Annotated in this window: 26 protein-coding genes; 11 read left to right on the top strand and 15 right to left on the bottom strand. The window is 57.8% G+C overall.

Translation table 11 applies throughout. The annotated features are described in order from the left end of the window. Positions 1-17 precede the first annotated feature (17 nt). Positions 18-998, bottom strand: coding sequence for a hypothetical protein (locus ACO079_RS00765; protein ID WP_421791059.1), 981 nt, complete (start codon positions 996-998; stop codon positions 18-20). After that, positions 995-2,161 (bottom strand): UDP-4-amino-4,6-dideoxy-N-acetyl-beta-L-altrosamine transaminase, encoded by a 1,167-nt coding sequence (pseC, locus tag ACO079_RS00760; protein WP_421791058.1) that lies wholly within the window; start codon positions 2,159-2,161, stop codon positions 995-997. The genes ACO079_RS00765 and pseC overlap by 4 nt, the downstream gene beginning before the upstream one ends. A gap of 80 nt (positions 2,162-2,241) precedes the next feature. On the opposite strand from pseC, the gene ACO079_RS00755 reads away from it, so the two are divergent. Continuing rightward, positions 2,242-2,700: a hypothetical protein gene (locus ACO079_RS00755; protein ID WP_421791056.1), complete on the top strand. Its 459-nt coding sequence runs from the start codon at positions 2,242-2,244 to the stop codon at positions 2,698-2,700. Positions 2,701-2,757: 57 nt separating this feature from the next. Here ACO079_RS00755 and ACO079_RS00750 read toward each other — a convergent pair whose 3' ends face one another. The 6 genes from ACO079_RS00750 to ACO079_RS00725 all read right to left on the bottom strand — a co-directional run bounded on the left by ACO079_RS00750 (position 2,758) and on the right by ACO079_RS00725 (position 8,107). Beyond that, positions 2,758-3,594 (bottom strand): flagellin, encoded by an 837-nt coding sequence (locus tag ACO079_RS00750; RefSeq protein WP_421791054.1) that lies wholly within the window; start codon positions 3,592-3,594, stop codon positions 2,758-2,760. A 211-nt stretch (positions 3,595-3,805) separates the two neighbouring features. Further along, positions 3,806-4,162: a flagellar protein FlaG gene (locus ACO079_RS00745; RefSeq protein ID WP_421791052.1), complete on the bottom strand. Its 357-nt coding sequence runs from the start codon at positions 4,160-4,162 to the stop codon at positions 3,806-3,808. Between the two features lie 117 nt (positions 4,163-4,279). After that, positions 4,280-5,104, bottom strand: coding sequence for a flagellin (locus ACO079_RS00740; RefSeq protein ID WP_421791051.1), 825 nt, complete (start codon positions 5,102-5,104; stop codon positions 4,280-4,282). A 100-nt stretch (positions 5,105-5,204) separates the two neighbouring features. After that, positions 5,205-6,029, bottom strand: coding sequence for a flagellin (locus tag ACO079_RS00735; RefSeq protein WP_421791049.1), 825 nt, complete (start codon positions 6,027-6,029; stop codon positions 5,205-5,207). Between the two features lie 102 nt (positions 6,030-6,131). After that, entirely contained in the window at positions 6,132-6,956 is an 825-nt protein-coding gene (locus ACO079_RS00730; protein ID WP_421791047.1) for a flagellin, read from the bottom strand. A 314-nt stretch (positions 6,957-7,270) separates the two neighbouring features. Further along, entirely contained in the window at positions 7,271-8,107 is an 837-nt protein-coding gene (locus ACO079_RS00725) for a flagellin (RefSeq protein ID WP_421791045.1), read from the bottom strand. 307 nt (positions 8,108-8,414) lie between these two features. Here ACO079_RS00725 and ACO079_RS00720 point away from each other — a divergent pair, with 307 nt between their 5' ends. Together ACO079_RS00720 and ACO079_RS00715 are read left to right on the top strand one after the other, a co-directional pair. Then, positions 8,415-8,696: a type II toxin-antitoxin system RelE/ParE family toxin gene (locus ACO079_RS00720; protein ID WP_421791044.1), complete on the top strand. Its 282-nt coding sequence runs from the start codon at positions 8,415-8,417 to the stop codon at positions 8,694-8,696. Then, the gene (locus ACO079_RS00715) at positions 8,696-8,998 is read left to right on the top strand and encodes a HigA family addiction module antitoxin (protein ID WP_421791042.1); all 303 of its coding nucleotides are present in this window, start codon (positions 8,696-8,698) and stop codon (positions 8,996-8,998) included. The genes ACO079_RS00720 and ACO079_RS00715 overlap by 1 nt, the downstream gene beginning before the upstream one ends. 3 nt (positions 8,999-9,001) lie before the next feature. On the opposite strand, the gene flaF is transcribed toward ACO079_RS00715, so the two are convergent. The 3 genes from flaF to ACO079_RS00700 form a co-directional block, all read right to left on the bottom strand. After that, the gene (gene flaF / locus ACO079_RS00710) at positions 9,002-9,370 is read right to left on the bottom strand and encodes a flagellar biosynthesis regulator FlaF (RefSeq protein ID WP_421791040.1); all 369 of its coding nucleotides are present in this window, start codon (positions 9,368-9,370) and stop codon (positions 9,002-9,004) included. Continuing rightward, on the bottom strand, positions 9,360-9,755 hold the full coding sequence (flbT, locus tag ACO079_RS00705; RefSeq protein ID WP_421791039.1) for a flagellar biosynthesis repressor FlbT: 396 nt from the start codon (positions 9,753-9,755) through the stop codon (positions 9,360-9,362). Before flbT ends, flaF begins: the two co-directional genes overlap by 11 nt. A gap of 79 nt (positions 9,756-9,834) precedes the next feature. Continuing rightward, positions 9,835-10,569 carry an SDR family NAD(P)-dependent oxidoreductase gene (locus tag ACO079_RS00700; protein WP_421791038.1) on the bottom strand — a complete coding sequence of 245 codons (735 nt, stop codon included), beginning with the start codon at positions 10,567-10,569 and terminating at the stop codon, positions 9,835-9,837. A 110-nt stretch (positions 10,570-10,679) separates the two neighbouring features. On the opposite strand from ACO079_RS00700, the gene ACO079_RS00695 reads away from it, so the two are divergent. From ACO079_RS00695 to ACO079_RS00685, 3 genes are all read left to right on the top strand, one after another. Further along, positions 10,680-11,378, top strand: a complete 699-nt coding sequence (locus ACO079_RS00695) for a tetratricopeptide repeat protein (protein ID WP_421791037.1) — start codon at positions 10,680-10,682, stop codon at positions 11,376-11,378. Between the two features lie 77 nt (positions 11,379-11,455). Continuing rightward, positions 11,456-12,478: a hypothetical protein gene (locus ACO079_RS00690; RefSeq protein WP_421791036.1), complete on the top strand. Its 1,023-nt coding sequence runs from the start codon at positions 11,456-11,458 to the stop codon at positions 12,476-12,478. A gap of 63 nt (positions 12,479-12,541) precedes the next feature. Further along, positions 12,542-13,438, top strand: a complete 897-nt coding sequence (locus tag ACO079_RS00685) for an N-acyl homoserine lactonase family protein (protein ID WP_421791034.1) — start codon at positions 12,542-12,544, stop codon at positions 13,436-13,438. A 13-nt stretch (positions 13,439-13,451) separates the two neighbouring features. Here the strand turns inward: ACO079_RS00685 and ACO079_RS00680 are convergent, their stop codons facing one another. The 3 genes from ACO079_RS00680 to ACO079_RS00670 all read right to left on the bottom strand — a co-directional run bounded on the left by ACO079_RS00680 (position 13,452) and on the right by ACO079_RS00670 (position 16,558). Beyond that, complete coding sequence (locus tag ACO079_RS00680; RefSeq protein ID WP_421791032.1) at positions 13,452-15,008, bottom strand: phytoene desaturase family protein; 1,557 nt, start codon at positions 15,006-15,008, stop codon at positions 13,452-13,454. Between the two features lie 337 nt (positions 15,009-15,345). Beyond that, a complete protein-coding gene (locus ACO079_RS00675; RefSeq protein WP_421791031.1) occupies positions 15,346-15,579 on the bottom strand; it encodes a hypothetical protein in 234 nt (77 codons plus the stop codon). 574 nt (positions 15,580-16,153) lie between these two features. Beyond that, a complete protein-coding gene (locus tag ACO079_RS00670; RefSeq protein ID WP_421791030.1) occupies positions 16,154-16,558 on the bottom strand; it encodes a MerC domain-containing protein in 405 nt (134 codons plus the stop codon). A 103-nt stretch (positions 16,559-16,661) separates the two neighbouring features. On the opposite strand from ACO079_RS00670, the gene ACO079_RS00665 reads away from it, so the two are divergent. From ACO079_RS00665 to ACO079_RS00645, 5 genes are all read left to right on the top strand, one after another. Beyond that, positions 16,662-17,321, top strand: a complete 660-nt coding sequence (locus tag ACO079_RS00665; RefSeq protein ID WP_421791028.1) for a ZrgA family zinc uptake protein — start codon at positions 16,662-16,664, stop codon at positions 17,319-17,321. Next, positions 17,321-18,022: an ATP-binding cassette domain-containing protein gene (locus tag ACO079_RS00660; protein WP_421791027.1), complete on the top strand. Its 702-nt coding sequence runs from the start codon at positions 17,321-17,323 to the stop codon at positions 18,020-18,022. The genes ACO079_RS00665 and ACO079_RS00660 overlap by 1 nt, the downstream gene beginning before the upstream one ends. Further along, on the top strand, positions 18,019-19,275 hold the full coding sequence (locus tag ACO079_RS00655; RefSeq protein WP_421791025.1) for an ABC transporter permease: 1,257 nt from the start codon (positions 18,019-18,021) through the stop codon (positions 19,273-19,275). The genes ACO079_RS00660 and ACO079_RS00655 overlap by 4 nt, the downstream gene beginning before the upstream one ends. Before the next feature lie 42 nt (positions 19,276-19,317). Continuing rightward, positions 19,318-19,905 (top strand): DUF3299 domain-containing protein, encoded by a 588-nt coding sequence (locus tag ACO079_RS00650; RefSeq protein WP_421791023.1) that lies wholly within the window; start codon positions 19,318-19,320, stop codon positions 19,903-19,905. 98 nt (positions 19,906-20,003) lie between these two features. After that, positions 20,004-20,888: an AAA family ATPase gene (locus ACO079_RS00645; RefSeq protein WP_421791022.1), complete on the top strand. Its 885-nt coding sequence runs from the start codon at positions 20,004-20,006 to the stop codon at positions 20,886-20,888. A 3-nt stretch (positions 20,889-20,891) separates the two neighbouring features. Here the strand turns inward: ACO079_RS00645 and ACO079_RS00640 are convergent, their stop codons facing one another. Beyond that, positions 20,892-21,806 carry a hydrogen peroxide-inducible genes activator gene (locus ACO079_RS00640; protein ID WP_421791020.1) on the bottom strand — a complete coding sequence of 305 codons (915 nt, stop codon included), beginning with the start codon at positions 21,804-21,806 and terminating at the stop codon, positions 20,892-20,894. Between the last annotated feature and the right edge of the window lie 302 nt (positions 21,807-22,108).

Here is a 22,108-nt window from a genome sequence, read left to right as displayed (position 1 = left end):
GCGATTCTTCTTAACGATTATTCGCCAAAGCGCGCGATCAGCTGACGCGCCACGCGGCGCGCGCCTAGGCCGTCGATGATGGCCGGCCAGTCGGGTGTGGATTGCAGCGCTCGATAGAGGGATTGCTTTAAAGCTTCAGCGAAATCCGGTTGGGTGGAGCTGAGCACTTCCGCCAACCCGGTCTCAACAAAAGCGGACTGGGTCGCGACGAACTGATCTCCCGGACTGACGATGACCGGCGGCGTGCGTGTGGCAATTGCCTCGTATTTCACCAGACCCGGCCCGATCAGGGCGGCGCGCGATTGCAGGAAGAGCGGGTGAAGGGTCGAAGGTGCGTGTGCGACCCTTGCGCCGATAGCATCTGCCTCAGCCGCGATTTGCCGCGCCCGCTCTTCTGGAATGCTGCCGCCGATGACCACGATCAGCTTTTTGCCAAAGGCCTTTGCCGCGGCGAGCGTTGTCTCGGTCAGGTGCCAGGGATCAGAGCCCGACATCATCATCAGGATGGAATTTCGATCCTCAAGAGGCGTCGGCTCCGTCGCGTATTCCTCACCCAGCACGGCATACTCGCCTCCGCCAATCCAGCCAGCGCTGTCTCGCGGCAAAGCGCCGAGATAAGGCGTGATGACGAGATCCGGAGTGGCCGCGCCGTTATAGGCTTCATGATCCAGCCCTTCGATCAGGGCGACCGGGCGGTCTTGAGCTTTCAGCGCGGCAACCAAATCGGACAGGCCGTCCAGCAAGGTCGGGTTGGAGAGATCCAGCACGACCGGGCCGTCAGGATAGTCGGCGGCTTCTGCAGCGAGCGGTTCGCCCGGCAACATCGTCTGAACCGGCAATCCAGCGGTATTGGCGCGCGAATTGTAGCTTTTGGCATCCTGATCGAGGATCAGGCCAGCCTTCCCGTTCTCTTGTTGGATGGCCTTGGCCAGCGTCAGACAACGCTCGGCATGGCCGGTGCCAATCCTCAGCCCGGCGCGGCAGCGCAGCCAGATCATAGGGCTTTCAGTCCCAGCACATCGCCGAGCGCGCGCGCCACGCGATGCACATCCTGATCTTCCATGCCGACGAAAAGCGGCAAGGAAAGACATCGCGCATAATATTGCGCCGCGCCGGGATACGCACCCTTATCCTCATAGATTTTCTGGCTGTGGACCGGGATGTAGTGCACCTGCGTGCCGATACCGCGTTCGCATAGCGCATTCATGACATCCGTGCGTGTGGTGCCAAGCGCCTCGAAATCAATCAGCGCGATATAGAGATGCCAGCAGGGTGTCTGTTCCGGCAGGCGTCCCGCCGGGCGGACATGCTCGCCCAGGCGCGGCAAGGCGCGATCATAAAGTGCGGCCAGTTCCCGGCGGCGAGTGGCGAAGGCGCCTAGCTTTGACAGCTGCGAGCGCGCCAGCGCCGCATTGATATCCGGCAAGCGATAATTCCAGCCCAGTTCGTGAAATTCCTGCCGCCAGGGCTCCTGTGGATCGCCGATGAACTCCTCGCGATTGCGCGTGACGCCATGACTGCGCAGGCGGCGCATCGTCTCGGCCAGCTCGGCATCATTGGTGGTAATTGCCCCGCCCTCTCCGGCGGCAATGGTCTTGACCGGGTGGAAGGAAAAGGTCGCGGCATCGCAGAATTTGCCATCGCCGATATGCCCGCCAGAACGCTGCGTGCCCAGAGCATGACAGGAATCTTCGACAATGCGCGCGCCGGATTCCCGTGCCAGGTCGGCAATCGCCGCCATATCGCAACTTTGCCCACCCAGATGGACCGGCAGGATAGCTTTCACGTCGCTGCCTGCGCGCGCCATGGCATCGGCCAGCGTGTTGCGGGTCATCAACCCGGTGTCAGGATCGACATCGGCAAAGACCACCTCGCCGCCGCAATAGCGCACAGCATTGGCGGTCGCCATGAAGGTAATGGTGGGCACGATGCAGACATCGCCCTCCTCCACGTCCAGCCCGGCCAGCGCCAGATGCAGTGCCGCCGTGCCATTGGCACAGGCCACGGCGTGCTTGGCGCCGGTCACCTGCTCGAAATCGCGCTCGAAGGCGTCGACTTCGGGGCCAGTGGTGAGGAAGTCTGATGTCAGGACGCGCGTAACGGCCTCGATATCGGCCTCGTCAATCGCTTGACGACCGTATGAAAGGAAGCGCACGCTCATACGCCATATCTGACGGGAGTCGGTTGGCATGAGAAGTCAGGATTAGATTGAACACACGTATCGGGAACGCTGGAGAACTATTGGCCAGAGATCTATTGGTCTCACGCGGCTATCGAGTCGCGCTGATTGGTGGCAATTATCCAGTTATCGACTTGATCGCGACGGGTCGCGAAGAATTCAGAGTATCGGTCAAAACATCCCGAACCAAACATCATGTCCGTCTCGGCCGAGACACATCGGTTGAGCAGCTTCAAGACAATGATTTCGTATTCGCGTTTCTGCCAGCGGAGCCCAATACAGAGATAGGATTCGAGGTGCCGCATTACCGGCTGCTGACTATACCCGGTGGGATTGCGCGTAACGACGCGCTCGCGATTCACCGTGAATATTTGAACGGAAAAACCCCATCTGGCGACAAGAGAAAGAACACGGCAGGCGTGATGGTGAAAGGATACTCACGGAAACCGATCCACGTCACCACCTGGGCTCGATGGCTCAATTATGAAGATTGCTGGGACCTATTGCCTGCGGCTGTTTAAGAAAAAGCGGCGGACCCGAAAGCCCGCCGCCTTTATTCCGCATGAATTGGGTTAGCGCTATCGGCCACCCAGCAAGTTCAGAATAATCTGAGGCTGGGAGTTAGCAATCGACAGCGATTGCACGCCCAGCTGCTGTTTCACCTGCAAGGCCTGCAAACGCGCGCTTTCCTTGGCAAGGTCGGCGTCCACCAGATTACCGACTCCTTCGGTGAGAGAGTCCATCAACTTGCCCACAAAGGTTCGGTGGGCTTCCATCTTCTTGGCGTCAGAGCCGAGATTGGCGAGCGATTGGTTCACATTATCTAGGCTGGCCTGGATGGACGATACCGCCGCTGTGGCCAGCGTGACCGTGCCAAGGCTGGCCGACGCGGCCAGCGTGATTACCGCACCGCCCAGGCTGAGATCTTGAGAGCGCAGGGTAATGGAGCGCGAGGCATCGGCATCGGCGAGGAATTCAATGCCGCCTGTAATCGAGCCATTGAGGATGTTGGCACCGTCAAACTCGGCATTTTGAAGAATGACCGAGATTTGATCGATGAGTGCTTTAAAATCGGCGTCATAGGCCTGGCGCGAGAAGGTATCGATGGACGGGTCCATCGCCGCAGTGGCTTTTTCACGCATCTGGACGAGAAGGTCAGAGATGGCTTCGCCAGCCGCCAACGCCACGTCGGCAATCGAGACCGAGCGGTCAAGACTGGATTGAACAGCCGTCAGCGCGCGAATATCCGAGCGCATCCCCTGCGCCACGGCGAAGACGGCGGCATTGTCTTTTGCGCCGCCGACGCGCAGCCCGGTGTTCAGCTTGGTCTGAACATCGGCCAGTTCATTATTGGTCTTATTGAGATTTTGGAGCGCCACCATGGCGGCAGCATTGGTGTGAATTGAAAGGGTCATGCGGTTCCCCTGGGTTTCGTGTCCTTCGGACGGCGGGAGAGATTCCCGGTGTTCGTCACACGATGTCGCAAGGGGCGTGCCGCTTTGGCTCTATAATTTCTGTTGTATTTTCAATGGGTAAATTGGGGCGCAGTTTTCCCGTTCACCCGGGCGGTCAAAATTGCCGGGTGCAAATGCGCTTACCAGGCCCGCTTTTGCCGGGCTCTGGAAATCAGACGCGCTGGTCGACCAATCCCCCCTGTTTCGTACGCAGATACTCGCGCAGAGACAGGAAGTCTTCAGTGGGCCATTGCCGGACGACCGACCCGTTGCTGCTGTCAATCAGGCGGTAAACGAACAGGTCTGCGCCTTCGTGCTTTTCGATAGCGAGACGTGAGTTCGAAAACGCCTTTTCAGCCAGCCGGTCAATACTTGCCGCGAGTTCCTCTCGGGACGCGCGGTCGTCCTGCTCTTGCTGTTGAGCGTCTGTGTCATCCTTGCTGGGCTCTCGTGCGGGTGGCGGGGCGGCTTTGAAGCCGACCGGCGTCACCGGTGCCGAGGCTGATATGTTTTGTACCAACTCATTCATTTTAAGCCGCTGACGGGAGCGCCGCCAACGCCTCCTGGCTCAAGCTGGATACCTCCAAATCGGGGGGTGAGTGGCCGGAATGGAACCCCTTCAATTCCAGCCACCCATTTCCCGCGATTAACGGAAGTATCCGAGGATCGCACTCGGCGCAGAATTCGCGATCGAGAGCGCCTGGATGCCCAGCTGCTGCTTAACCTGCAGCGACTGAAGACGGGCGCTTTCCTTTGCGAGGTCTGCGTCAACGAGATTGCCGATGCCCTTCTCGAGAGCGTCAGACAATTTTGCGACGAACGTCTTGTGAATCTCAAGCGCCGACGAGCCGGTACCCAGGCGGGCCAGCGAAGCGCTGAGATTATCCAGAGACGTACCAATCTGGCTGGCAATATTGTCAGCCTGGGTTGCGGTCGAGAACGACGCGTTGGTTGCGACCGTGATGATCGAACCGGACAGCGACAGATCTTCGTCAGCAACCGTGATGTTGTTAGACCCGTCAGCATTGGCCAGAGCCGAAATGCCGGTGGTCGAACCGTCAATCAGATTGGTGCCATTGAACTCGGCATTTGCGATGATCGTTTTCAACTGATCGCGCATCGCCGTGAAGTCGGCGTTCAGCGCCGTCCGCGATGCGGAGTCGAGCGAGGAGTCAGCCGCAGCAAGCGCCTTTTCCTTCATCTCGATCAGCATGTCAGACAGAGCCTCACCACCGGCAAGAGCCACATCCACAGTGGACACGGCGAGATCGATCGAGTTGCTGACGGCTTTATAACCCGCCACGTCCGCACGCATCGACTGGGCAATTGCGAACACGCCGCCATTGTCCTTGGCCGATGCCACGGCCAAACCCGTATTGATCCGGCTTTGAACCTGTTCCAACTCCATATTGGTCCGGTTCAGGTTTTGCAGGGCCACCATTGCCCCTGCGTTGGTATTGATAGTAGCCATTTCTTGGCCCTTTCCATTCTGGTTATGTCGGCCGGCTTTTTGCCGGCCCTTATCCGGTGAACGGCATGCGCCCCTCACCGAATTCAGTTATTCCGTTGAATTAACGGAAATATCCAAGGATCGCCGACGGAGCAGAGTTCGCAATCGACAGCGCCTGGATGCCCAGCTGCTGCTTGACCTGCAGCGACTGTAAACGTGCGCTTTCGCGGGCGAGATCTGCGTCCACCAAATTGCCGATGCCCTTTTCAAGAGCGTCCGACAGCTTGCCGACGAAGGTTTTGTGAATTTCGAGAGACCGGGAACCCGTGCCCAGACGCGCCAGCGACGCATTCAGGTTAGTCACCGAAGTCTCGATTGCGGTGGCTTGCGTGGACGCAGCCGCTGCGGTTGCGAAGGAAGCCGTGGCCGCTACGGTCACGACGCCGCCGCCGAGCGACAGGTTTTCGTCCAGAACCGTAATCGTGTTCGAGCCATCAGCATTGGCAAGAGCCGAGATGCTGGCGACCGAGTTGTTGATCAGGTTCGTGCCGTTGAAGTCAGCATTCGTGACGATTGTCGCGATCTGATCGCGCAATGCCTTGAAGTCCTCATTCAACGCCGTGCGCGAGGCCGTATCCAGAGAGGAATCCGCGCCAGACAGCGCTTTTTCCTTCATCTCGATCAGAAGGTCGGAGATGGCTTCGCCAGCTGCCAGAGCGACGTCAACGGTGGAAACCGCCAGGTCGATGGAATTGTTGACAGCCTTATAGCCCGCAACATCAGCGCGCATGGACTGCGCAATTGCGAACACTCCGCCATTATCTCTCGCGGATGCCACGGCGAGACCCGTGTTGATCCGGCTTTGAACCTGTTCCAGCTCTACATTCGTGCGGTTCAGGTTCTGCAGAGCGATCATCGCCCCGGCATTGGTATTAATGGTAGCCATTTCTTGGCCCTTTCCATTCTGGTTGTGACGGCCGGCGTTTTGCCGGCCCGGTTATCCGATGAGTGGTTTATGCCGCTCATCGAATTCTGCTATCCCGCTGAATTAGCGGAAGTATCCAAGGATCGCCTGCGGTGCGGAATTTGCGATTCCAAGCGCCTGGATGCCCAGCTGCTGCTTGACCTGCAGCGACTGGAGGCGGGCACTTTCCTTGGCGAGATCTGCATCGACGAGATTGCCGATACCCTTTTCGAGGGCATCAGAAAGCTTGCCGATAAAGGTGTTGTGGATCTCCAACGCCTTGGAGCCTGTTCCCAGGCGGGCCAAAGCAGCGTTGAGATTGTCCAGCGAAGTGCCGATCTGGCTGGCGATGGTGTCAGCCGCACCCGCGGTAGCAAACGATGACGTTGCCGAGATTGTCAGCGTGGAGCCTGTCAGAGACATGTCTTCCGCGCCGATTGTGATCGTGCTGGAGCCATCGGCATTGGCCAGCGCGGTGATGTCGCTGGCGCCGTTGGAGATCAGGTTGGTGCCATTAAACTCGGCGTTGGCGACGATCGTGCCGATCTGGTCACGCAATGCCTTGAAGTCTTCATTCAGAGCGGTCCGTGAAGCCGCATCCAGAGAAGTGTCGGCGCCGGCGAGCGCTTTTTCTTTCATCTCGATCAACAGATCAGAGATGGCTTCGCCAGCGGCCAATGCTACGTCGGTGGTGGATTGGGCGAGATCGATGGAATTGCTGACCGCCCGATAGCCAGCCACATCTGCGCGCATCGACTGAGCGATTGCGAAGATGCCACCATTGTCTTTTGCAGAAGAGACCGCGAGACCGGTATTGATCCGCGATTGAACCTGCTCAAGCTGCATATTCGTCTTGTTCAGGTTCTGCAGGGCAATCATCGCGCCCGCATTGGTATTAATTGTAGCCATTTCTTGGCCCTTTCCCGTTCTGGTCATGATGCCGGCCTTTTGCCAGCAGGGACTTCTGTCCCACGAGCGGAGTCGCAAGCGCAGGGCCAAGCCGATTCAGCGCTTGTTAGGAAATGGGCTTAGATGCTGATTTTATTCAGTGTTCTTTTTGACGCCGCATTTCGCGACTTTCTGCACCCGGCAGAATGTGCCGACTTGTGGCAGACTTGCCCGGCAGGGATTGCCGATGGGCAGGAATTTCCCGGCTCGGATTCAAGGGATTCAAATGGCTGAAAAAAATGGGGCCGCTTGTGGTGGAAAGCGGCCCCGGTCTTCTACTGGAAGAAGGAGAGAATCGCCTGCGGGCGCTGATTGGCGATGCCCAATGCCTGAATCCCCAGCTGCTGCTTGACCTGCAGCGACTGAAGACGGGCACTTTCTTTCGCCAGGTCGGCGTCCACAAGATTTCCGATCCCGGTTTCCAGAGCGTCTGTCAACTTGGTCACGAAAGTCTGATGGATACCCAGAGCTTTCGATTCCGTACCGAGACGCGCCAGAGCGGCGTTGACATTATCGAGCGAGGTGCCCAGCTGGCTGGCGATATTGTCGGCCTGCGTCGCCGTAGAATAGGACGCATTGGACGCAATCGTGATCAGCGAACCGGTCGCCCCCAGAACGAAGTTTTCGTCATTTACCGTGATCGTGTTCGACCCGTCTGCATTCGCGAGCGCCGTGATAGACGCCACCGAGTTATTGAGCAGGTTGGTGCCGTTAAATTCGGCGTTGGCAACGATCGTCTTGACCTGATCGCGAAGGGCCTGAAAATCTTCATTCAGGGCCGTGCGCGAGGCCGTATCCAGCGACGAGTCCGCTGCCGCGAGCGCTTTTTCCTTCATCTCGATAATGAGATCGGAAATCGCCTCGCCTGCCGCCAAAGCGACATCAACCGTGGAAATGGCGCGATTGATGGAATCAGTTACTGCGCCATACCCGCTGACCTGTGAACGCATCCGCTGGGCAATGGCATAGATACCGCCATTATCCTTCGCACCGGCCACTTCGAGGCCGGTATTGATGCGCGATTGGGTCTGCTCAAGTTGCATATTGGTCTTGTTCAGATTCTGAAGGGCGATCATCGCCCCCGGATTGGTGTTGACGGAAAGTGTCGTCATTTTTGGGGTTCCTCCGTTCTGGAAGTGAAACGACCCCGCGATTTTGCGGTGCCTCCAGGACGTTTTGTCCTGCGCACGGAGGCGCAAGAATCGCGCCAAGATGGCGCGCGTAATTCTTGTTTTATTTCGTTGAATTTATGATGTTTTTTAATATTCAATTAGATGCCAGCAAGACCCGCAGTGTCAATTCGGCGGGCAAAGACTGCCGACCGGGCGGATTTAGCCTAGCTGAAAAACAGTGTTCCCTATACCAATTTTCTGTAAAGCTTGGCTTGACATCGAGTGTACAGTATGACTATACACCCGCATGGAAATACGAACCATCCGCCACAAGGAGCTGAGGCGTTTGGTTGAGGCGGGAAAAACCAAAGGATTGATTGAGCCGGAACGCTTGATCGACATGATCGCCTATATCGACGCAGCTGGAAATTTTGAAGAATTGAGCATCCCGCCGAATTTCGGTTTCCATGCCCTCAAGGGCGACCGGAAAGGCAGTTATGCGATGACGGTCACGAAGAACTGGCGCCTGACCTTTGTGAAGATCAATGATCAAGCCATCGCCGATCTCGATCTGGAGGATTATCACTGATGACCATCAAGCTGCATGACACTCTGGCGGTCCATCCTGGCCCCTGGCTGCGGCGGAACATTGTCGAACCTTTCGGTCTGAATGTCAGCCAGACCGCCGAGCATCTGCAAGTCAGCCGGGTCGCGCTTAGCAATCTATTGAATGGCAAGGCGGCCTTGTCACCGGATATGGCGCTACGGTTTGAGAAGGCTTTCGGCGTTTCGGCTGCAACTTTGCTGCGAATGCAGGCGTCGCATGATCTGGCCGCCGCAAAGAAGACAGCGAAAACGGGCTCAATAGCACGGATCGAAAAGGCGGCCTGAACCCTACCCCGCCGCTGGCCCGCTTTGCGGGGCAAGGCCCTGCATGATCGTCTTGTTGATATCGATCAGGATTTCCATGTCCGCGCCGTCGCGCATAACAGAGGAAGAGTGTTTAGACACGAAGATCGAGAGCGAGATGATCGAGGCGCGCAGCTGTTCCGGCAGCTGATTATTGGCTTCCGCGCAATCGAGCGCAAAGGCACTCCACACGCGGCGATTCCAGTCCAACGCCTCGGCTTTGGTTTTCACGTCCAGCGCATCAGCATCGTCCGCGTCCATCAGGGCGCGCGTCACTTGAGCAAACAGGCGATATTCCGTCGCCCGCGGGTCTTCCGACCGCGTGGCGGCAGTTTGATAAGCGTTAAGTCCCACCCTTCAGCCTCTCGTCTTCATATGCGATGAGTTTGCGGCAGCGGATCAGCGCCTTGTAATACTCGCCCGCCATGACATCGCGGGACACCGCGACGCAGTTTTGCAGAACGTCTGGCGCAGAGATGGCATTCATGAATTCTGTCATCCGCAGGACGAATTCATCATAAGCCTTATCATCTGTCTTTTCAGATAGATACATTACCATAATCGGGAAGTAGACGCGCTTGGCCGGCGTATCGACCTCATGCTCATGCATGATATCCTTTTCGCGCAGGACCGACGCCTTGTTCTGGAGAACAAGCGTCGCCCGGCGATCGCCATTTTGCATGACGGCGCCATTGAGGACGAATTTCTCACCCGGCTTGAGCGATAATTTGAGCGGCATACACCTCCCCCTCGGGTCCGGTGGAATCACCAGTTCGTCCCAAGCTAGGCCGCTTAGGGTGAAAAAAGCGTTGCGCCCGCTACCATTCAATCACCTGACCATCCCAGGCGAAGGACTGGCCGGTCTGATCCGGCGTCAATTCGCACAGGACGGACAGGAGCTGCCTGGCGGAATAATCCGGTGTGAAAAGCTTTCCTTCCGGCACGCCGCGCTGGAAAGGTTCGGACAGGCCGGTATCCACCGTGCCAGGGTGGAGGCTGACGCAAAGCGATTGTTTTTTCTTGCGTTTCAGTTCGATCGAGAAATTGCGGATCAGCATGTTGAGCGCGGCTTTGGACGCCCGATAGCTGTGCCAACCGCCCAGGCTATTGTCCCCGATCGACCCCACGCGGGCCGACAGTGCCGCGAAGATGGAAGGCTCATCTCGAGGCAGCAGCTCGAGTGCGTGCTTGGCAATCAGGGCCGGGCCAATCGTGTTGATGGCAAACACAACCGTCATCGTTTCCGCATTGAGCTCGCGCCAGCTGCGCTCCGGGCCGAAATCCTTCCCATGTAAAATGCCGGTCGGCACCAGCACCAGATGCACCTGTCCGCCCTCACCGATCATCTCCGCTGACGCTGCGATACTGGCTTCATCGGTCAGATCGAATGTGAAGCTGCGGGTTTTGCCGCCTTCTTCCAGCAATTGCCGGCCGCCGACATAGAGCGCCGCACAACGGCCGTCTTCCTCCAGCGCCCGGCGGAAAGCGGCCCCAATTCCGCCGCTCGCACCAAAGATCACGGCGCGAAAATTGTCCGGCAGGTTTTCCAGCATGTCTAAGGCCTCTTACTTACGGGCGGTCGCAGATAGGGCGCGTTAACCCGGCATCAAGCGAAGCAGGCCTTGCTCGGCCCACCTATGTGCCCGCTGGAGCCCTTAACCCGATGACGGAAATGAAACTGGAAGATCTGCTCGCGCAGCCGGAAGAAACCGCCAAGCGCGATCTGGCCGATGCCGCAAAGGTCGAAACTGGCCCTGATTTCAAGCGCGCGATTGACCGCGCGGACCCGGCCGCGCGCAAGAAGCTCCGCAAAATGGCGGAAATCATGCGCCGCTCGGTCAAGTTGTCGCATTCCGGGCATGGACCGCAAGCCGCCAAGCTGGCCATGCGGGCGCTGGAGATGGATCCGGAGAGCGCGCTGGCCAATCATGTGATGGGCGTGGCGCTGGAAGAGCTGGGACGGCTATCGCTGGCCCTGGAATTTTACGAAAAGTCCTATCGCACAGATCCGAACTCACCCGACATTTATCAATCGCTTTCCATGGCGGCCTGGAAGCTGGACATGTTGCCCGCAGCAGAAAAATTCCTGCGGGTGTTTTTGCAAATGCTGCCCGGCAATCCGGATGGCACGATCAACCTGGCGGGTATTCTGCGCGATCAGGGCAAGTATGACGACGCCATCGAGCTGTTGCGCACCACCATCTATTCCAACCCGGATCATTATGACCTCTGGAATGCGCTGGGCACGGTTCTGATCGAGGCCGGCGACCCGATCAGGCGGCGACGTTTTATTCGGAGAGCCTGCGGATCAATCCGGAATTTGGCCGGGCCTGGAACAATCTCGCTTACGCTTTCGATCTGACCGGTCAGCTGGATAAATCCATCGACGCTTTCAATCACGCGCTGGAATATGCGGCCAACCCCAAGGACACGGCGATCATGTGCCATGGCCGGTCGCTGTCCTATCTTGCCAAGGGCGATCTGGAAAAGGGCTGGCCGGAATATGAAGTGCGGCTCGACCCCAACTACAAGGACGCCACCCTGTTCGAGATTGACCTGCCGCGTTGGGATGGCGCTGATCCGGCGCAGCTGAAAGGAAAACGGGTCATCATGGTCGGCGAACAGGGTCTTGGCGATGAGATCATGTTCATGAATGCAGCGCGGGACGTGATCGAGGCCGTCGGCCCCGAAGGCGAAGTGCGCATCGCGTGTGAAAAACGCCTCATCCCGCTGTTTCAGCGCTCTTTTCCCGACCTTGTGATTGGTGCGCATGCCTCGGCTAATGTCGAAGGCCGAGATTGGCGGATCGCCGAAAGCGTTATCAAGGACCGCGAGCCGGCGGATTTCTGGTTTCCCATGGGCAATGCCTGCCGCGCCTTCCGCCCGGCACCGGACGCCTTCCCGGCAGAGCCCGGCTTCCTGACGGCGGATGAAGACGCAGTGGCTCACTGGCAAGACGTGCTGGCCGGGTTCGGGCCTGGTCTGAAAGTTGGCCTGCTCTGGAAGTCCCTGAAAATGAATGCGAAGCGGCTGAAATATTTCTCGGCGTTCGAGGCCTGGCGGCCCGTCATGGAGGTGCCGGGCATTACGTTGGTCAATTTGCAATATGGCGAGGTGGATGAGGAGCTGGCGCGCGCCGGAAAAGAATTCGGTGTCACCATCCATCAGCCATCGGGCATTGATTTGAGGAATGATCTGGATGCCGTCGCCGCACTGGGCAAAGCCTGTGATGTAGTCGTCGGCACCATGAATGCGACGATCAATTTGACCTGCGCGGTCGGCGGGGAAGCGCTGGTCGCCACGCCCACAGCGCGCGGCTGGTCAAAACTCGGCAGTGATCATCTGCCCTGGTATCCCAGCGTCAAAACCTTCCATGGCGAACGGTTCGGCGACTGGGACACGCCGCTCAATGCGATTGCGGCGGAGTTGGCGGTGCGGGTGAAAGCGAAAAAGGCGGCTTAGGCCGTCTTCGCCCTGGCAGCACCTTTCGTGTAATGTCCACGCGAAAAAGTATGAGGCAAAGCTATGAGCACGCCAACTGAAACGTCCGTTTCGTCAAACGCTCAAGCGTCTTCGCCTGCGGTCAGCGGTATCGACATTCTTAACACCGGCTGGGGCGAACAGCATAAGGAGCATCGGTTTGGCAGTTGGATGCCCCGGCTGATGTGGGTGTTGCTTTCGCGAAGCTGGGTTCGATTGCCTATACAGTCATTTCTGATCCACCACCGGGAAGGGCCCGTCTTGTTTGATGCCGGCCTGGATCCAGCCATCAATTCCAACCCCGACTACATCGCGCAGAAGATCGGTCAGGTCCTGCTACACCGGATATTCCGCTTTCATATCGAGGGACAGGACGCGCTGCGGTACCAGCTTGAGGCTGCCGGCGTGGCTCCCCAAGACGTCCAGCAGGCTGTGATCTCGCATCTACATTTCGATCATGTTGGAGGCATTGCTGACATTCCCAATGCCCAATTGCTGGTCAGCGAAACAGAATGGGCGCAACTTTCCGAACCGCACCCGGAACGCGAATGGATCCTCCGCGAGCACATTCAAATACCGGGAGCGAACTGGCGGCCTGTCCGATTTGAACCCACCTCTGACCCGCTTTTGGAACCCTTTGGCGGTTGCCATGATGTCAGAGGCGATGGTGCCCTGGTTTTGCTTCCCACGCCTGGACACACGCCCGGCTCAACGTCTTTGCTGATCCGTTCTGAAGAAATTCCGCCCATCTTGCTGGCGGGCGATCTGGCTTATGAGCCTCATCTGATATGGGAGGATCGTGTTCCCGGAACCGGGAATGCCGATCAGCTTCACGAGACGTATGCAAAGGTGCGGGGTCTGCGCGATGCGCTACCCAATCTCGTTGTTCTCACCTCACACGATTTGCAGGCACAAAAGCATTTGGCCGAATCACTCCACTGATCAGCGGAAATGCCTACCGCAGAAACTCAAACGCTTTCGCATCCACACTTGCCGCCGCAAGGATGCCTCCCATGAGCGCTCCCGGAATACCCGGGCTGCACACATCCTGCCCAGACAAGAATAGGCCGGGAATCGGTGTTGCAGCGCGCAGACCTCCACAGAAGACGCGATCTGGGGTCACATCTAGGCCATAGAATGCCCCCTGCCGATGACCAGTAAAGCTGACGGTTGAAAGGGGCGTTGAAAGTTCCCTGTAGACCACCATTTTCGCGAGTTCAGGAAAGTGTTCCGCGAACATGTTCATCAACGTCTCTTCGGCACGGCGTTTGAACTCGACATAATCCTCGCCGCGTTTCCCCGGCGGCATATCGGCCCATTTGGCCACCGTCGACCAATCCGCCCAGACGATGAGCTGGCCCGTGTGTTTTTGCTTCGGACCGGGATCATGCGACGGGTTTTTTAACGACCCAAAGCCCACCGTCATTTGCGGAGGGGGTGCGTCTGGCGCATTGGTCCAGACGACATCTGTTTGTCCCGTAGGGAAGAGCCAGTGATTGGCCTTGGTGGCCCCGGCTGCTTCGATATCTCCCTCAAAACCGAGGAAGATGTTGAAATGAGCAATGCTGGAGGGCAAAGCACGGATATCTGCCTGCCAGCCTTCGTGACCGGCATTCTCTGGTAAGAGCTTATCGATGGTCTCTCGGGCTCCAATGTTCGAGACAACAGCCTTGGCCCTGATCTCTTCGCCGTCGCTGATTCGGACCCCGACAGCCATGCCGTCTTCGATCAAAACCTGTTCAACATGAACACCGCCGCGCGCTTGCCCTCCGCGTTTTGTGATCGCAGGGATAATATGCGCCGCATAGGCCGCTGCTCCGCCCGCAGGATACCAGGAGCCGGAAATCAGGTAGGCACCCGCGATCATGGCATGCATTCCCAGGCTGGCTTTGCTGGGGCGACCGCCATGATCCCCCCATTGGGCCGTCATCGCCGCGGCAAGCTCGGCATTATCTGTCAACCCGGCGACAAACTCGTTGGTGGTTGGCCGGCAGTATTTCTCAACGGCGGCGCGGCCCGCATCATCCAACATGTCGCCTGCCGATTCTGGCAAAGCCCGCGCCGCAAACGATGATATGAGCGCGTCACGGCCTTCACGTAGCGCGATCGTCCAGGCTTCGATGGCTTCAGTCTCGTCTGGAAATCGGTCCTTCAGATCGCGTTCCTGTGCTTCATAGGGCCGCGAAAGCGCCAAGGGTTCAGAGTCGCCTATGTGCAAATAATCATAGACCGCGCCGAGTGAGACAAACTCCATCGGGGTGTCACAGACGGAATCGAGCCGTTTACGCATATGGTCTTTTGGCGCCATCGAGCTGAGATAGTGAACGCCTACATCCCAGGTGAATCCGTTTCTGGAAAAGCTGTGCGTTAGTCCGCCCAGTGTTTTGTGCTGTTCCAGCAAAAGCACCTTGTTTCCGACTTGCGATAGCGCCGACGCCGCTGCCATGCCGCCAATGCCGGATCCAATGACGATAGCATCCCACGCATTATCTGAAGATGAAGCTGTTTTCATTGTCGAGTTTGCCAAATCGCCCTCCCAAACACAGTAACCAAACCAATTACCATAATTTATTTGGGGTTTTTATTCGCCAGCACAATATGATGTGGACCGACAGATTGCCGCAGGGATTCGTTGGGCTCAGAAGCCCCGCTCAACGCGATTACGGCGGAGTTGGCGGTGCGGGTGAAGGACAAAAAGGCGGCTTAGCGCCACTGTTTAATTGCCACTTCGTGACCTTGTTGGGGGAGTTTGAAAACTACCCTCAGACCCTCAAGAATTGCATTGTGCTAATACATCAATAGAGGTGGATAGTTGTAAACTACCAACTGTCCGAAGTTTCCAGTCCGGTTCACTGGCCCGGCTGCTTAGCCATTTCGTCAAAGATTTCTTCCCAATCCTGCCAGATCGCCGGGTCTGCAACGACGTCAGGGACATTCATGGCAGAAGATGAAACAAGCTCACCTAGGGAGTCGGCAGGTGCCCCGCGCAACCGCCATTGAAATTCCAGGAAGGCATGCATGATCCGGTAAGCTTCAACCGAAGTGACAGTTTTGACCCGACGTTTTCTGTCATCCTTGCTCATTCCAAAAAGAAACCTATCGTGCTGACTTGCTGTATTAGCACAGCAATACATAATGATTCAGAAGCGCAGGTAAGCCCATAAAGTAATTCGACCAGATTACCTGCCCTACAATTGACTATCTGGTCCTTGAGCCCAGAACACATCCTGTGCGCGAGCCAGATAAACGGCAGCAATCAGGCGTCGATGCAACGCGGTTACGGCGTTAAAGACGGAAAGCTAGATGTTCGGCAGAAGCACTTGATTAACGCCAAACACTAAAACGGATTGAGGCGGCGTCTAACCCGGCAATGGCGGCAAGAATCAAAATGGAAGGCGTAAAGCAGGTTCGGCGCTTTCAACTTGCCGCTTTCCTTATCCATTAAAACGTAAGTCCCGCAATTCTCACATTTGTGAAACACAGCGACAAAGCCCCAAATCATAACCCAGCCAACCAACATGACCTCTATGGTTTCGGTCCGGTACTGGTCGAACACATAAAGTACGAGATAGACGGGCGTGGACGCGATTATGCAAACCGCCCAGACACACGCCAAGGGCGGGGGACGTCGGTTGGTCACTCATGAGACGGACTTGCTTAGGCCGCCCCTACCCGCGCGCGGCGCATCGCTGCGCTATGACCCACAATATGGGTCAGGGCCAACACTGAGGCGGCGATCACAGTGACCACCCGCTCTGCGGTTTCGCCGATCTCGGCAAAGGCGGCCCCCATCAGCGTGGCCACCGCCAGCAGGCCAACAACTCGTAGGCCAAGACCGAATGTGCCGCCCGGCCATTTCGGCATGGCGAGAACCACAAACAGGATGGCAAAGCCTGCCAGAATGATGTGGGCCCATTCGTTTTCTATCCATGCCACAGCGGGTATGGCTGCCGCGAGAAAAGGCGTGGCAAGGCAGTGCAGAATGCAGAGCGTTGAGACACCAATCCCGAAACCGTTTGCGGGGTCCATGGGCTTGGGCTGGATTGCAGGTGTATCGGCCATAGATTGCATCCCTGTAAGCTGACGTTGTTCTTGCCGAGGCGTAAGCTAGCTATGTTATATTGTAACGCCAGGCAAGTATTCTGTTCGCAAAAGGACATCTGAGATGAGTTTCACCCACCTCTTGGTATCGGTAGCGGCAACGGCCCTGACCCAAGGCGAAGTCCATGTTCACGGCCATGGAACGCTGACGATTGGCGTCGATGGCAATGGCAATGCCGAAGCGCTTTTTGTGGTGCCGACGGAGTCGCTCTGGGGATTTGAGCGCGGAGCACAGAGTGATGAAGAACAGGCCGCTATTGATGCGGCCGTCGCGCGCTTTCAATCCGCCGGTCTGGTTACTTTTTCTTCCGGCGCAGGCTGTGAGTTGGTTGACGTACTCATCAATACGGGTGCCGATCTCCACGATAGCCATCACGGCCTGGATGACGATCACAACCATGATGACCATTCACATGACGATCATCATCACGACGAGCACGATCGTGATGATCACGGGCATGATGATCATCACCATGATAACAACAAGATGCGGGACCATGATCATGGTCATGGCGATCACGATCACCACGAGGATCACGGCCATCAGGATTTTGAAATTCGATATGTGTTCGAATGCACCAATCCGGGAGAAATAAACGAGATCGAGACCACGCTGTTCGAGGCGTTCCCGCGTTTGGAAAATATCGACGGCGTATTTGTTGACACCGACCGTCAGACCGGGTTTGAACTCACGCCATCGCAAACGAGTGTCCGCCTGCCCTGATGAGTACTGCCGCTATTCGCGTGCGCGGCCTGGAATTTGCCTGGGACGCGCGCCAACCCCTGTTGGATATTCCCGACTTCACGCTTGGTGAAGGCGAACGCGCCTTGCTGGTTGGACCCAGCGGGTCGGGCAAGAGCACGTTTCTGGGGCTGATCGCGGGGGTCACACCGCCGCAAACCGGCGAAATTGAAGTGCTGGGCAAACGGGTCGATGCCCTGGCCGCAGCCAGGCGCGACGCTTTCCGCGCCGAACATCTCGGCGTGATCTTCCAGCTCTTTAATCTGGTGCCCTATCTCAGCCCGGCCGAGAATGTCGTTCTGCCGACTTTCTTCTCACCGGCCCGGAAAAGGCGCGTTGAACAGGAGGGCCGGTCTGTCCGCGATGAAGCCGTGAGACTGTTGCATACGCTGGGGCTTAATGATGACCAGATCAATCGCCCGTCCCTGGCACTGAGTGTGGGCCAGCAACAGCGCGTGGCAGCGGCCCGGGCCCTCATTGGGAAGCCCGGTCTTGTCATCGCGGATGAACCCACGTCTGCCCTGGATAGCGATGCGCGGGATGCATTCTTGAAGCTGTTGTCGGATGAATGCGAAAAGTCCGGCGCTGCGCTTTTATTCGTTAGTCATGACACAACGCTGGCCACCCGCTTTCAGCGCTCGATCGATCTGCGCGAAATCAACCGCCAGAAGGTGTCGGTATGAGATTTCCGCTCCTCCTCCTGGCGGTAAAGAGCCTGGCCAACCGCAAGGTGTCGATTGCGCTGACCATGCTGTCGATCATCCTGTCTGTGACGTTATTCCTCGGCGTGGAGAAGATCCGCGATGGCGTGCGGGAGAGCTTCAACTCCACTATTTCCGGAACGGATCTGATTGTCGGGGCGCGCGGCGGGTCGGTGAATCTCTTGCTGTATTCGGTGTTCCGGCTGGGCGATCCGACGGCCAATATCAGCTGGGATAGCTATGAGCTGATCTCAACCGCGCCCAATGTCGACTGGGCGGTCCCGATCTCGCTTGGCGACAGTCATCGCGGCTATCGGGTGGTGGGCACCACCGCAGCCTATTTCGATCATTATGGTTATGGCCGGAATCAAAGCCTGTCTTTCGCGGAAGGACAGCGGCTTGATGGCATTTATGATGTTGTGATCGGCGCGGAAATTGCCCGCCAGCTGGACTATGCGCTGGGCAGCGAGCTGACCCTTTCGCACGGCATTGGCGAGGTCAGTTTTGCGGAGCACACCGGGCATAATTTCCGGGTGGTCGGCATTCTCGCTCCCACGGGCACCCCTGTTGACCGGTCCTTGCACGTCTCACTGGAAGCGATCGAACTGATCCATGTGGGCTGGCAATCGGGCATGGCGCCCAGTGCCGAGGCGCTCGCCGCAAATCCGCCAGACAATCTGACGCCCGAAAGCGTCACCGCCGTCTTTGTGGGGGTCAGCTCACCCATTCAGATCCTGACCTTGCAGCGGCAGATCAACACCTATCGCGGCGAAGCCCTGACCGCGATCATGCCCGGCGTGGCCTTGAGCCAGCTTTGGGAAGTTATCAGCGTGGCCGAGCGCGCCTTTGCGGCGATCTCGATCCTGGTCATTCTGGTCGGCCTGACCGGCATTCTCACCGCCCTGTCGTCCAGCATTAATGAGCGCCGCCGCGAAATGGCGGTCTTGCGCGCCGCCGGTGCGCGGCCATCGGATATCTTCGGATTATTGCTGCTGGAAGCCGCTGTTGTGGCTTTGGTGGCGGCCGCTATCGGAATTGTGATTGCAAATCTGGCCTTTGCGGCAATCGGGGCGATGATTTCCCAGCGTTATGGCATTAGTCTGCCGCCTGGTTTTGGCCCTGAAGAGGCCTACATTCTGGTGTTGATGCCCTTGGCTGGCGCGCTGATGGGCGTCTGGCCTGCCATCCGAGCGCTGAGAAATGCGCTGTCGGACGGTTTGTCGATCCGGTTATAAGACCGGCGAATTGGAAATGTCTGTGCTTGGAGTTGCTTGACGATGATCCGCGCTTTTCTTGCTCTTACCTTGTTTGTCCTGGCATCTGCCGGACTGACAGCCCCTGCACTGGCTCAAGATGACGCTGCCGCATCGCAAGAAGCACAATCCATCCCGCCGCGTGATGATCTGCCGGAGCCGGACGAAAACGGTGTGACCACGATCAACTGGGATCATCTCCTTCCGGACGGCGAAATGGCTCGCATTGAAGAGCTGTATCGCATGGCCAATGGCATTATGGGGATTGACCATTTCGGCGGGCAGATGCCGCAGATCGGAACCTTCAATGTGGAAGCCGGCCTGGTGGGCCGGACGATCCGCATGCCGGGCTTCATTCTGCCGCTGCATTATGATGTGGGCGGCACGATCCAGGAATTCCTTCTGGTGCCGTATTTTGGCGCTTGCGTGCATACCCCGCCCCCGCCGCCAAACCAGATTGTTTATGTGACCAGCGAAGAGCCGGTCGAGATTGAACAGATGTGGGATCCGGTCTGGGTCGTCGGCGAGTTGACCTCTGAGCGGAACATCAATGGTCTGGGCGATGCCGCCTATACGTTGCACCTGCAATCGCACGAGCGCTACGAGTTCTAGGCTCCCGCCCCTTACACCCAACGTAAACGGCCTGCCACGCTTTACCGCTCCGCCATGCGCCCTATGCTTTCCGTTGAGAAAGCGGGAGCGGGTTGATCATGCGTTTTGAGGGCACGGATAAATATGTCGCCGATGGCGAGCTGCAGGCGGCGGTGAATGCGGCCATCGCGCTGGAGCGGCCTTTGCTGGTCAAGGGAGAACCCGGCACCGGCAAGACAGAACTGGCCCGGCAGGTCGCGCTCGCCACCGGTGCGCCGCTCCTGGAATGGCATATCAAATCAACCACCAAAGCCCAGCAGGGCCTTTATGAGTATGACGCCGTCTCCCGCCTGCGCGACAGCCAGCTGGGCGATGGCCGCGTATCGGACATTTCCAACTACATCAAGCGCGGTAAGCTGTGGCAGGCCTTCGTCGCCGAAGAACGCCCGGTGCTTTTGATTGACGAGATCGACAAAGCCGATATCGAGTTTCCGAATGACCTTCTGCTCGAACTCGACCGGATGGAGTTTCACGTCTACGAGACCGGCGAAACCATCGCGGCGAGGCAGCGCCCGATCGTCATCATCACGTCGAACAATGAGAAGGAATTACCGGACGCGTTTTTGCGCCGCTGCTTCTTCCACTATATCGCCTTCCCGGATGAAGGGACGATGCGCGCCATTGTCGAGGTGCACTTTCCGGGGCTGAAAGGCCGGCTCTTGTCCGAAGCGCTGAAGCGGTTTTTCGAGATCCGCGAAGCGCCGGGCCTGAAGAAAAAACCGTCGACGTCTGAATTGCTGGACTGGCTGAAACTGTTGTTGGTCGAGGATATCGACCCGGATCTATTGACCGAAAAAGATCCGAACAAGCTGATCCCGCCGCTTCATGGGGCGCTATTGAAAAATGAGCAGGATGTGATGCTGTTTGAGAAGCTGGCCTTCATGCACCGGCGGCAACAGCGCGGGCCTTCTGGACCGAGTGGGCCAACGGGACCGGTGGGTTAGGCCCTACTCCCCGCCAATCAGATTACTCGCTGTTTCCGCAATGATATCGCCCAGCGTGGCGAAGTCCTTGGCGCGCGGGCTGCCGGCCCGCCAGATCAGGCTGACCGGACGCTGAGCGCCGGCAATCTTTAACGGCCGCGCCTCAACCGCCTGATCATTGCCGATCTCGCTACGCACATAGAATTGCGGAAAAACCGACACGCCCATACCCATGCCCACCATCTGGCGTAGGCCGTCGAGGCTGGTGCCCTGATAATCATCCAGCAGCGTTCCACCCGCCGCGCGGGCCAGAGCTTTCACCTGGTCGGTCAGGCGGTTGCCTTCTTCCAGCGTCAGGAAATTGCGGCCGGCGAGCGCTCGGCTGTCGATGGATTTGCGTTTCGTCAGCGGATCGCCGCGCGCGATCCCAAGAAATAACGCTTCTTCAAACAGGGGTTCGTTGTGCAGCCCGCCGGCACCGCCCGGCAGCACGGTCAGGGCACAATCAAATTCGCCGGCCATCACATCGCGGGTCAGGGCATCGGCCCAGGCTTCGCGGACATAGAGCCGGAGGTCGGGATAGCGTTCATGCAGGACCGGCACGATGTAAGGCATCAAGTAAGGGCCAAGCGTGGGCAGCGCACCGAGGCGGATCAACCCGCCCAGATTAGCAAGGCCAGATCGGACCACATCACCCAGTTCGGCCACGCTTTGCTGAATGGTCCGGGCTCTTGCCGCTACCTCCCTGCCAACTGGCGTCAAACGCGCGCCGCGGCGATCCCGCTCCAACAGAACAGCACCCAGCCTGTATTCCAGCTGGCTGATCTGTTCACTCAGCGCGGGCTGGCTGATGTAGAGCTTTTCCGCGGCCGTTTTGAACAGGCCGGTATCGGCAATCGCGACCAGGGCCGAGAGCTGTTTAAGGGTCGGTTGAGCCATGTTCTATAATTCGATTTTTCCGATGCATATGTCAATTTAATTCGATTTGATTTATAGGCCGAGTGTAACGATATCTGCGATTAGTCGGGCACACGAACCGGGGCGAAACACCCGGGAGCCCGAAACGAAAATTGAAAACGACAGTCCCGGCATCCCCCTGCCATATCCCCTGAATAAGGGACTGTTGTGGGCCGCAAGCACTCCCTGTCCCTGTGCTTGCGGCCCATTTATTTTTGGACATCCCGCGCCGCCTTGGCTAGACCGTGCGTCCTGCTCGGAGACTGGCCCATGATTTAGTGCGC

Source organism: Hyphobacterium sp. (assembly GCF_965228115.1).
Lineage (GTDB): Bacteria > Pseudomonadota > Alphaproteobacteria > Caulobacterales > Maricaulaceae > Hyphobacterium.
Note: the sequence above shows the minus strand (reverse complement) of the source record. Positions and strands in the feature narration are given on the sequence as shown.

Coding starts and splice junctions, on each gene's coding strand:
- pseC (WP_421791058.1), bottom strand. CDS start 2,161: ATGAGCGTGCGCTTCCTTTCATACGGTCGTCAAGCGATTGACGAGGCC.
- ACO079_RS00690 (WP_421791036.1), top strand. CDS start 11,456: ATGTGCCATGGCCGGTCGCTGTCCTATCTTGCCAAGGGCGATCTGGAA.
- ACO079_RS00740 (WP_421791051.1), bottom strand. CDS start 5,104: ATGGCTACTATCAATACCAACGCAGGGGCAATGGTGGCCCTGCAAAAC.
- ACO079_RS00730 (WP_421791047.1), bottom strand. CDS start 6,956: ATGGCTACAATTAATACCAATGCGGGCGCGATGATTGCCCTGCAGAAC.
- ACO079_RS00670 (WP_421791030.1), bottom strand. CDS start 16,558: ATGGCCGATACACCTGCAATCCAGCCCAAGCCCATGGACCCCGCAAAC.
- ACO079_RS00650 (WP_421791023.1), top strand. CDS start 19,318: ATGATCCGCGCTTTTCTTGCTCTTACCTTGTTTGTCCTGGCATCTGCC.
- flbT (WP_421791039.1), bottom strand. CDS start 9,755: ATGCCGCTCAAATTATCGCTCAAGCCGGGTGAGAAATTCGTCCTCAAT.
- ACO079_RS00765 (WP_421791059.1), bottom strand. CDS start 998: ATGATCTGGCTGCGCTGCCGCGCCGGGCTGAGGATTGGCACCGGCCAT.
- ACO079_RS00725 (WP_421791045.1), bottom strand. CDS start 8,107: ATGACGACACTTTCCGTCAACACCAATCCGGGGGCGATGATCGCCCTT.
- ACO079_RS00675 (WP_421791031.1), bottom strand. CDS start 15,579: ATGAGCAAGGATGACAGAAAACGTCGGGTCAAAACTGTCACTTCGGTT.
- ACO079_RS00695 (WP_421791037.1), top strand. CDS start 10,680: ATGACGGAAATGAAACTGGAAGATCTGCTCGCGCAGCCGGAAGAAACC.
- ACO079_RS00700 (WP_421791038.1), bottom strand. CDS start 10,569: ATGCTGGAAAACCTGCCGGACAATTTTCGCGCCGTGATCTTTGGTGCG.
- ACO079_RS00715 (WP_421791042.1), top strand. CDS start 8,696: ATGACCATCAAGCTGCATGACACTCTGGCGGTCCATCCTGGCCCCTGG.
- ACO079_RS00685 (WP_421791034.1), top strand. CDS start 12,542: ATGAGCACGCCAACTGAAACGTCCGTTTCGTCAAACGCTCAAGCGTCT.
- ACO079_RS00660 (WP_421791027.1), top strand. CDS start 17,321: ATGAGTACTGCCGCTATTCGCGTGCGCGGCCTGGAATTTGCCTGGGAC.
- ACO079_RS00665 (WP_421791028.1), top strand. CDS start 16,662: ATGAGTTTCACCCACCTCTTGGTATCGGTAGCGGCAACGGCCCTGACC.
- ACO079_RS00655 (WP_421791025.1), top strand. CDS start 18,019: ATGAGATTTCCGCTCCTCCTCCTGGCGGTAAAGAGCCTGGCCAACCGC.
- ACO079_RS00680 (WP_421791032.1), bottom strand. CDS start 15,008: ATGAAAACAGCTTCATCTTCAGATAATGCGTGGGATGCTATCGTCATT.
- ACO079_RS00645 (WP_421791022.1), top strand. CDS start 20,004: ATGCGTTTTGAGGGCACGGATAAATATGTCGCCGATGGCGAGCTGCAG.
- ACO079_RS00745 (WP_421791052.1), bottom strand. CDS start 4,162: ATGAATGAGTTGGTACAAAACATATCAGCCTCGGCACCGGTGACGCCG.
- ACO079_RS00720 (WP_421791044.1), top strand. CDS start 8,415: ATGGAAATACGAACCATCCGCCACAAGGAGCTGAGGCGTTTGGTTGAG.
- ACO079_RS00735 (WP_421791049.1), bottom strand. CDS start 6,029: ATGGCTACCATTAATACCAATGCCGGGGCGATGATCGCTCTGCAGAAC.
- ACO079_RS00640 (WP_421791020.1), bottom strand. CDS start 21,806: ATGGCTCAACCGACCCTTAAACAGCTCTCGGCCCTGGTCGCGATTGCC.
- ACO079_RS00750 (WP_421791054.1), bottom strand. CDS start 3,594: ATGACCCTTTCAATTCACACCAATGCTGCCGCCATGGTGGCGCTCCAA.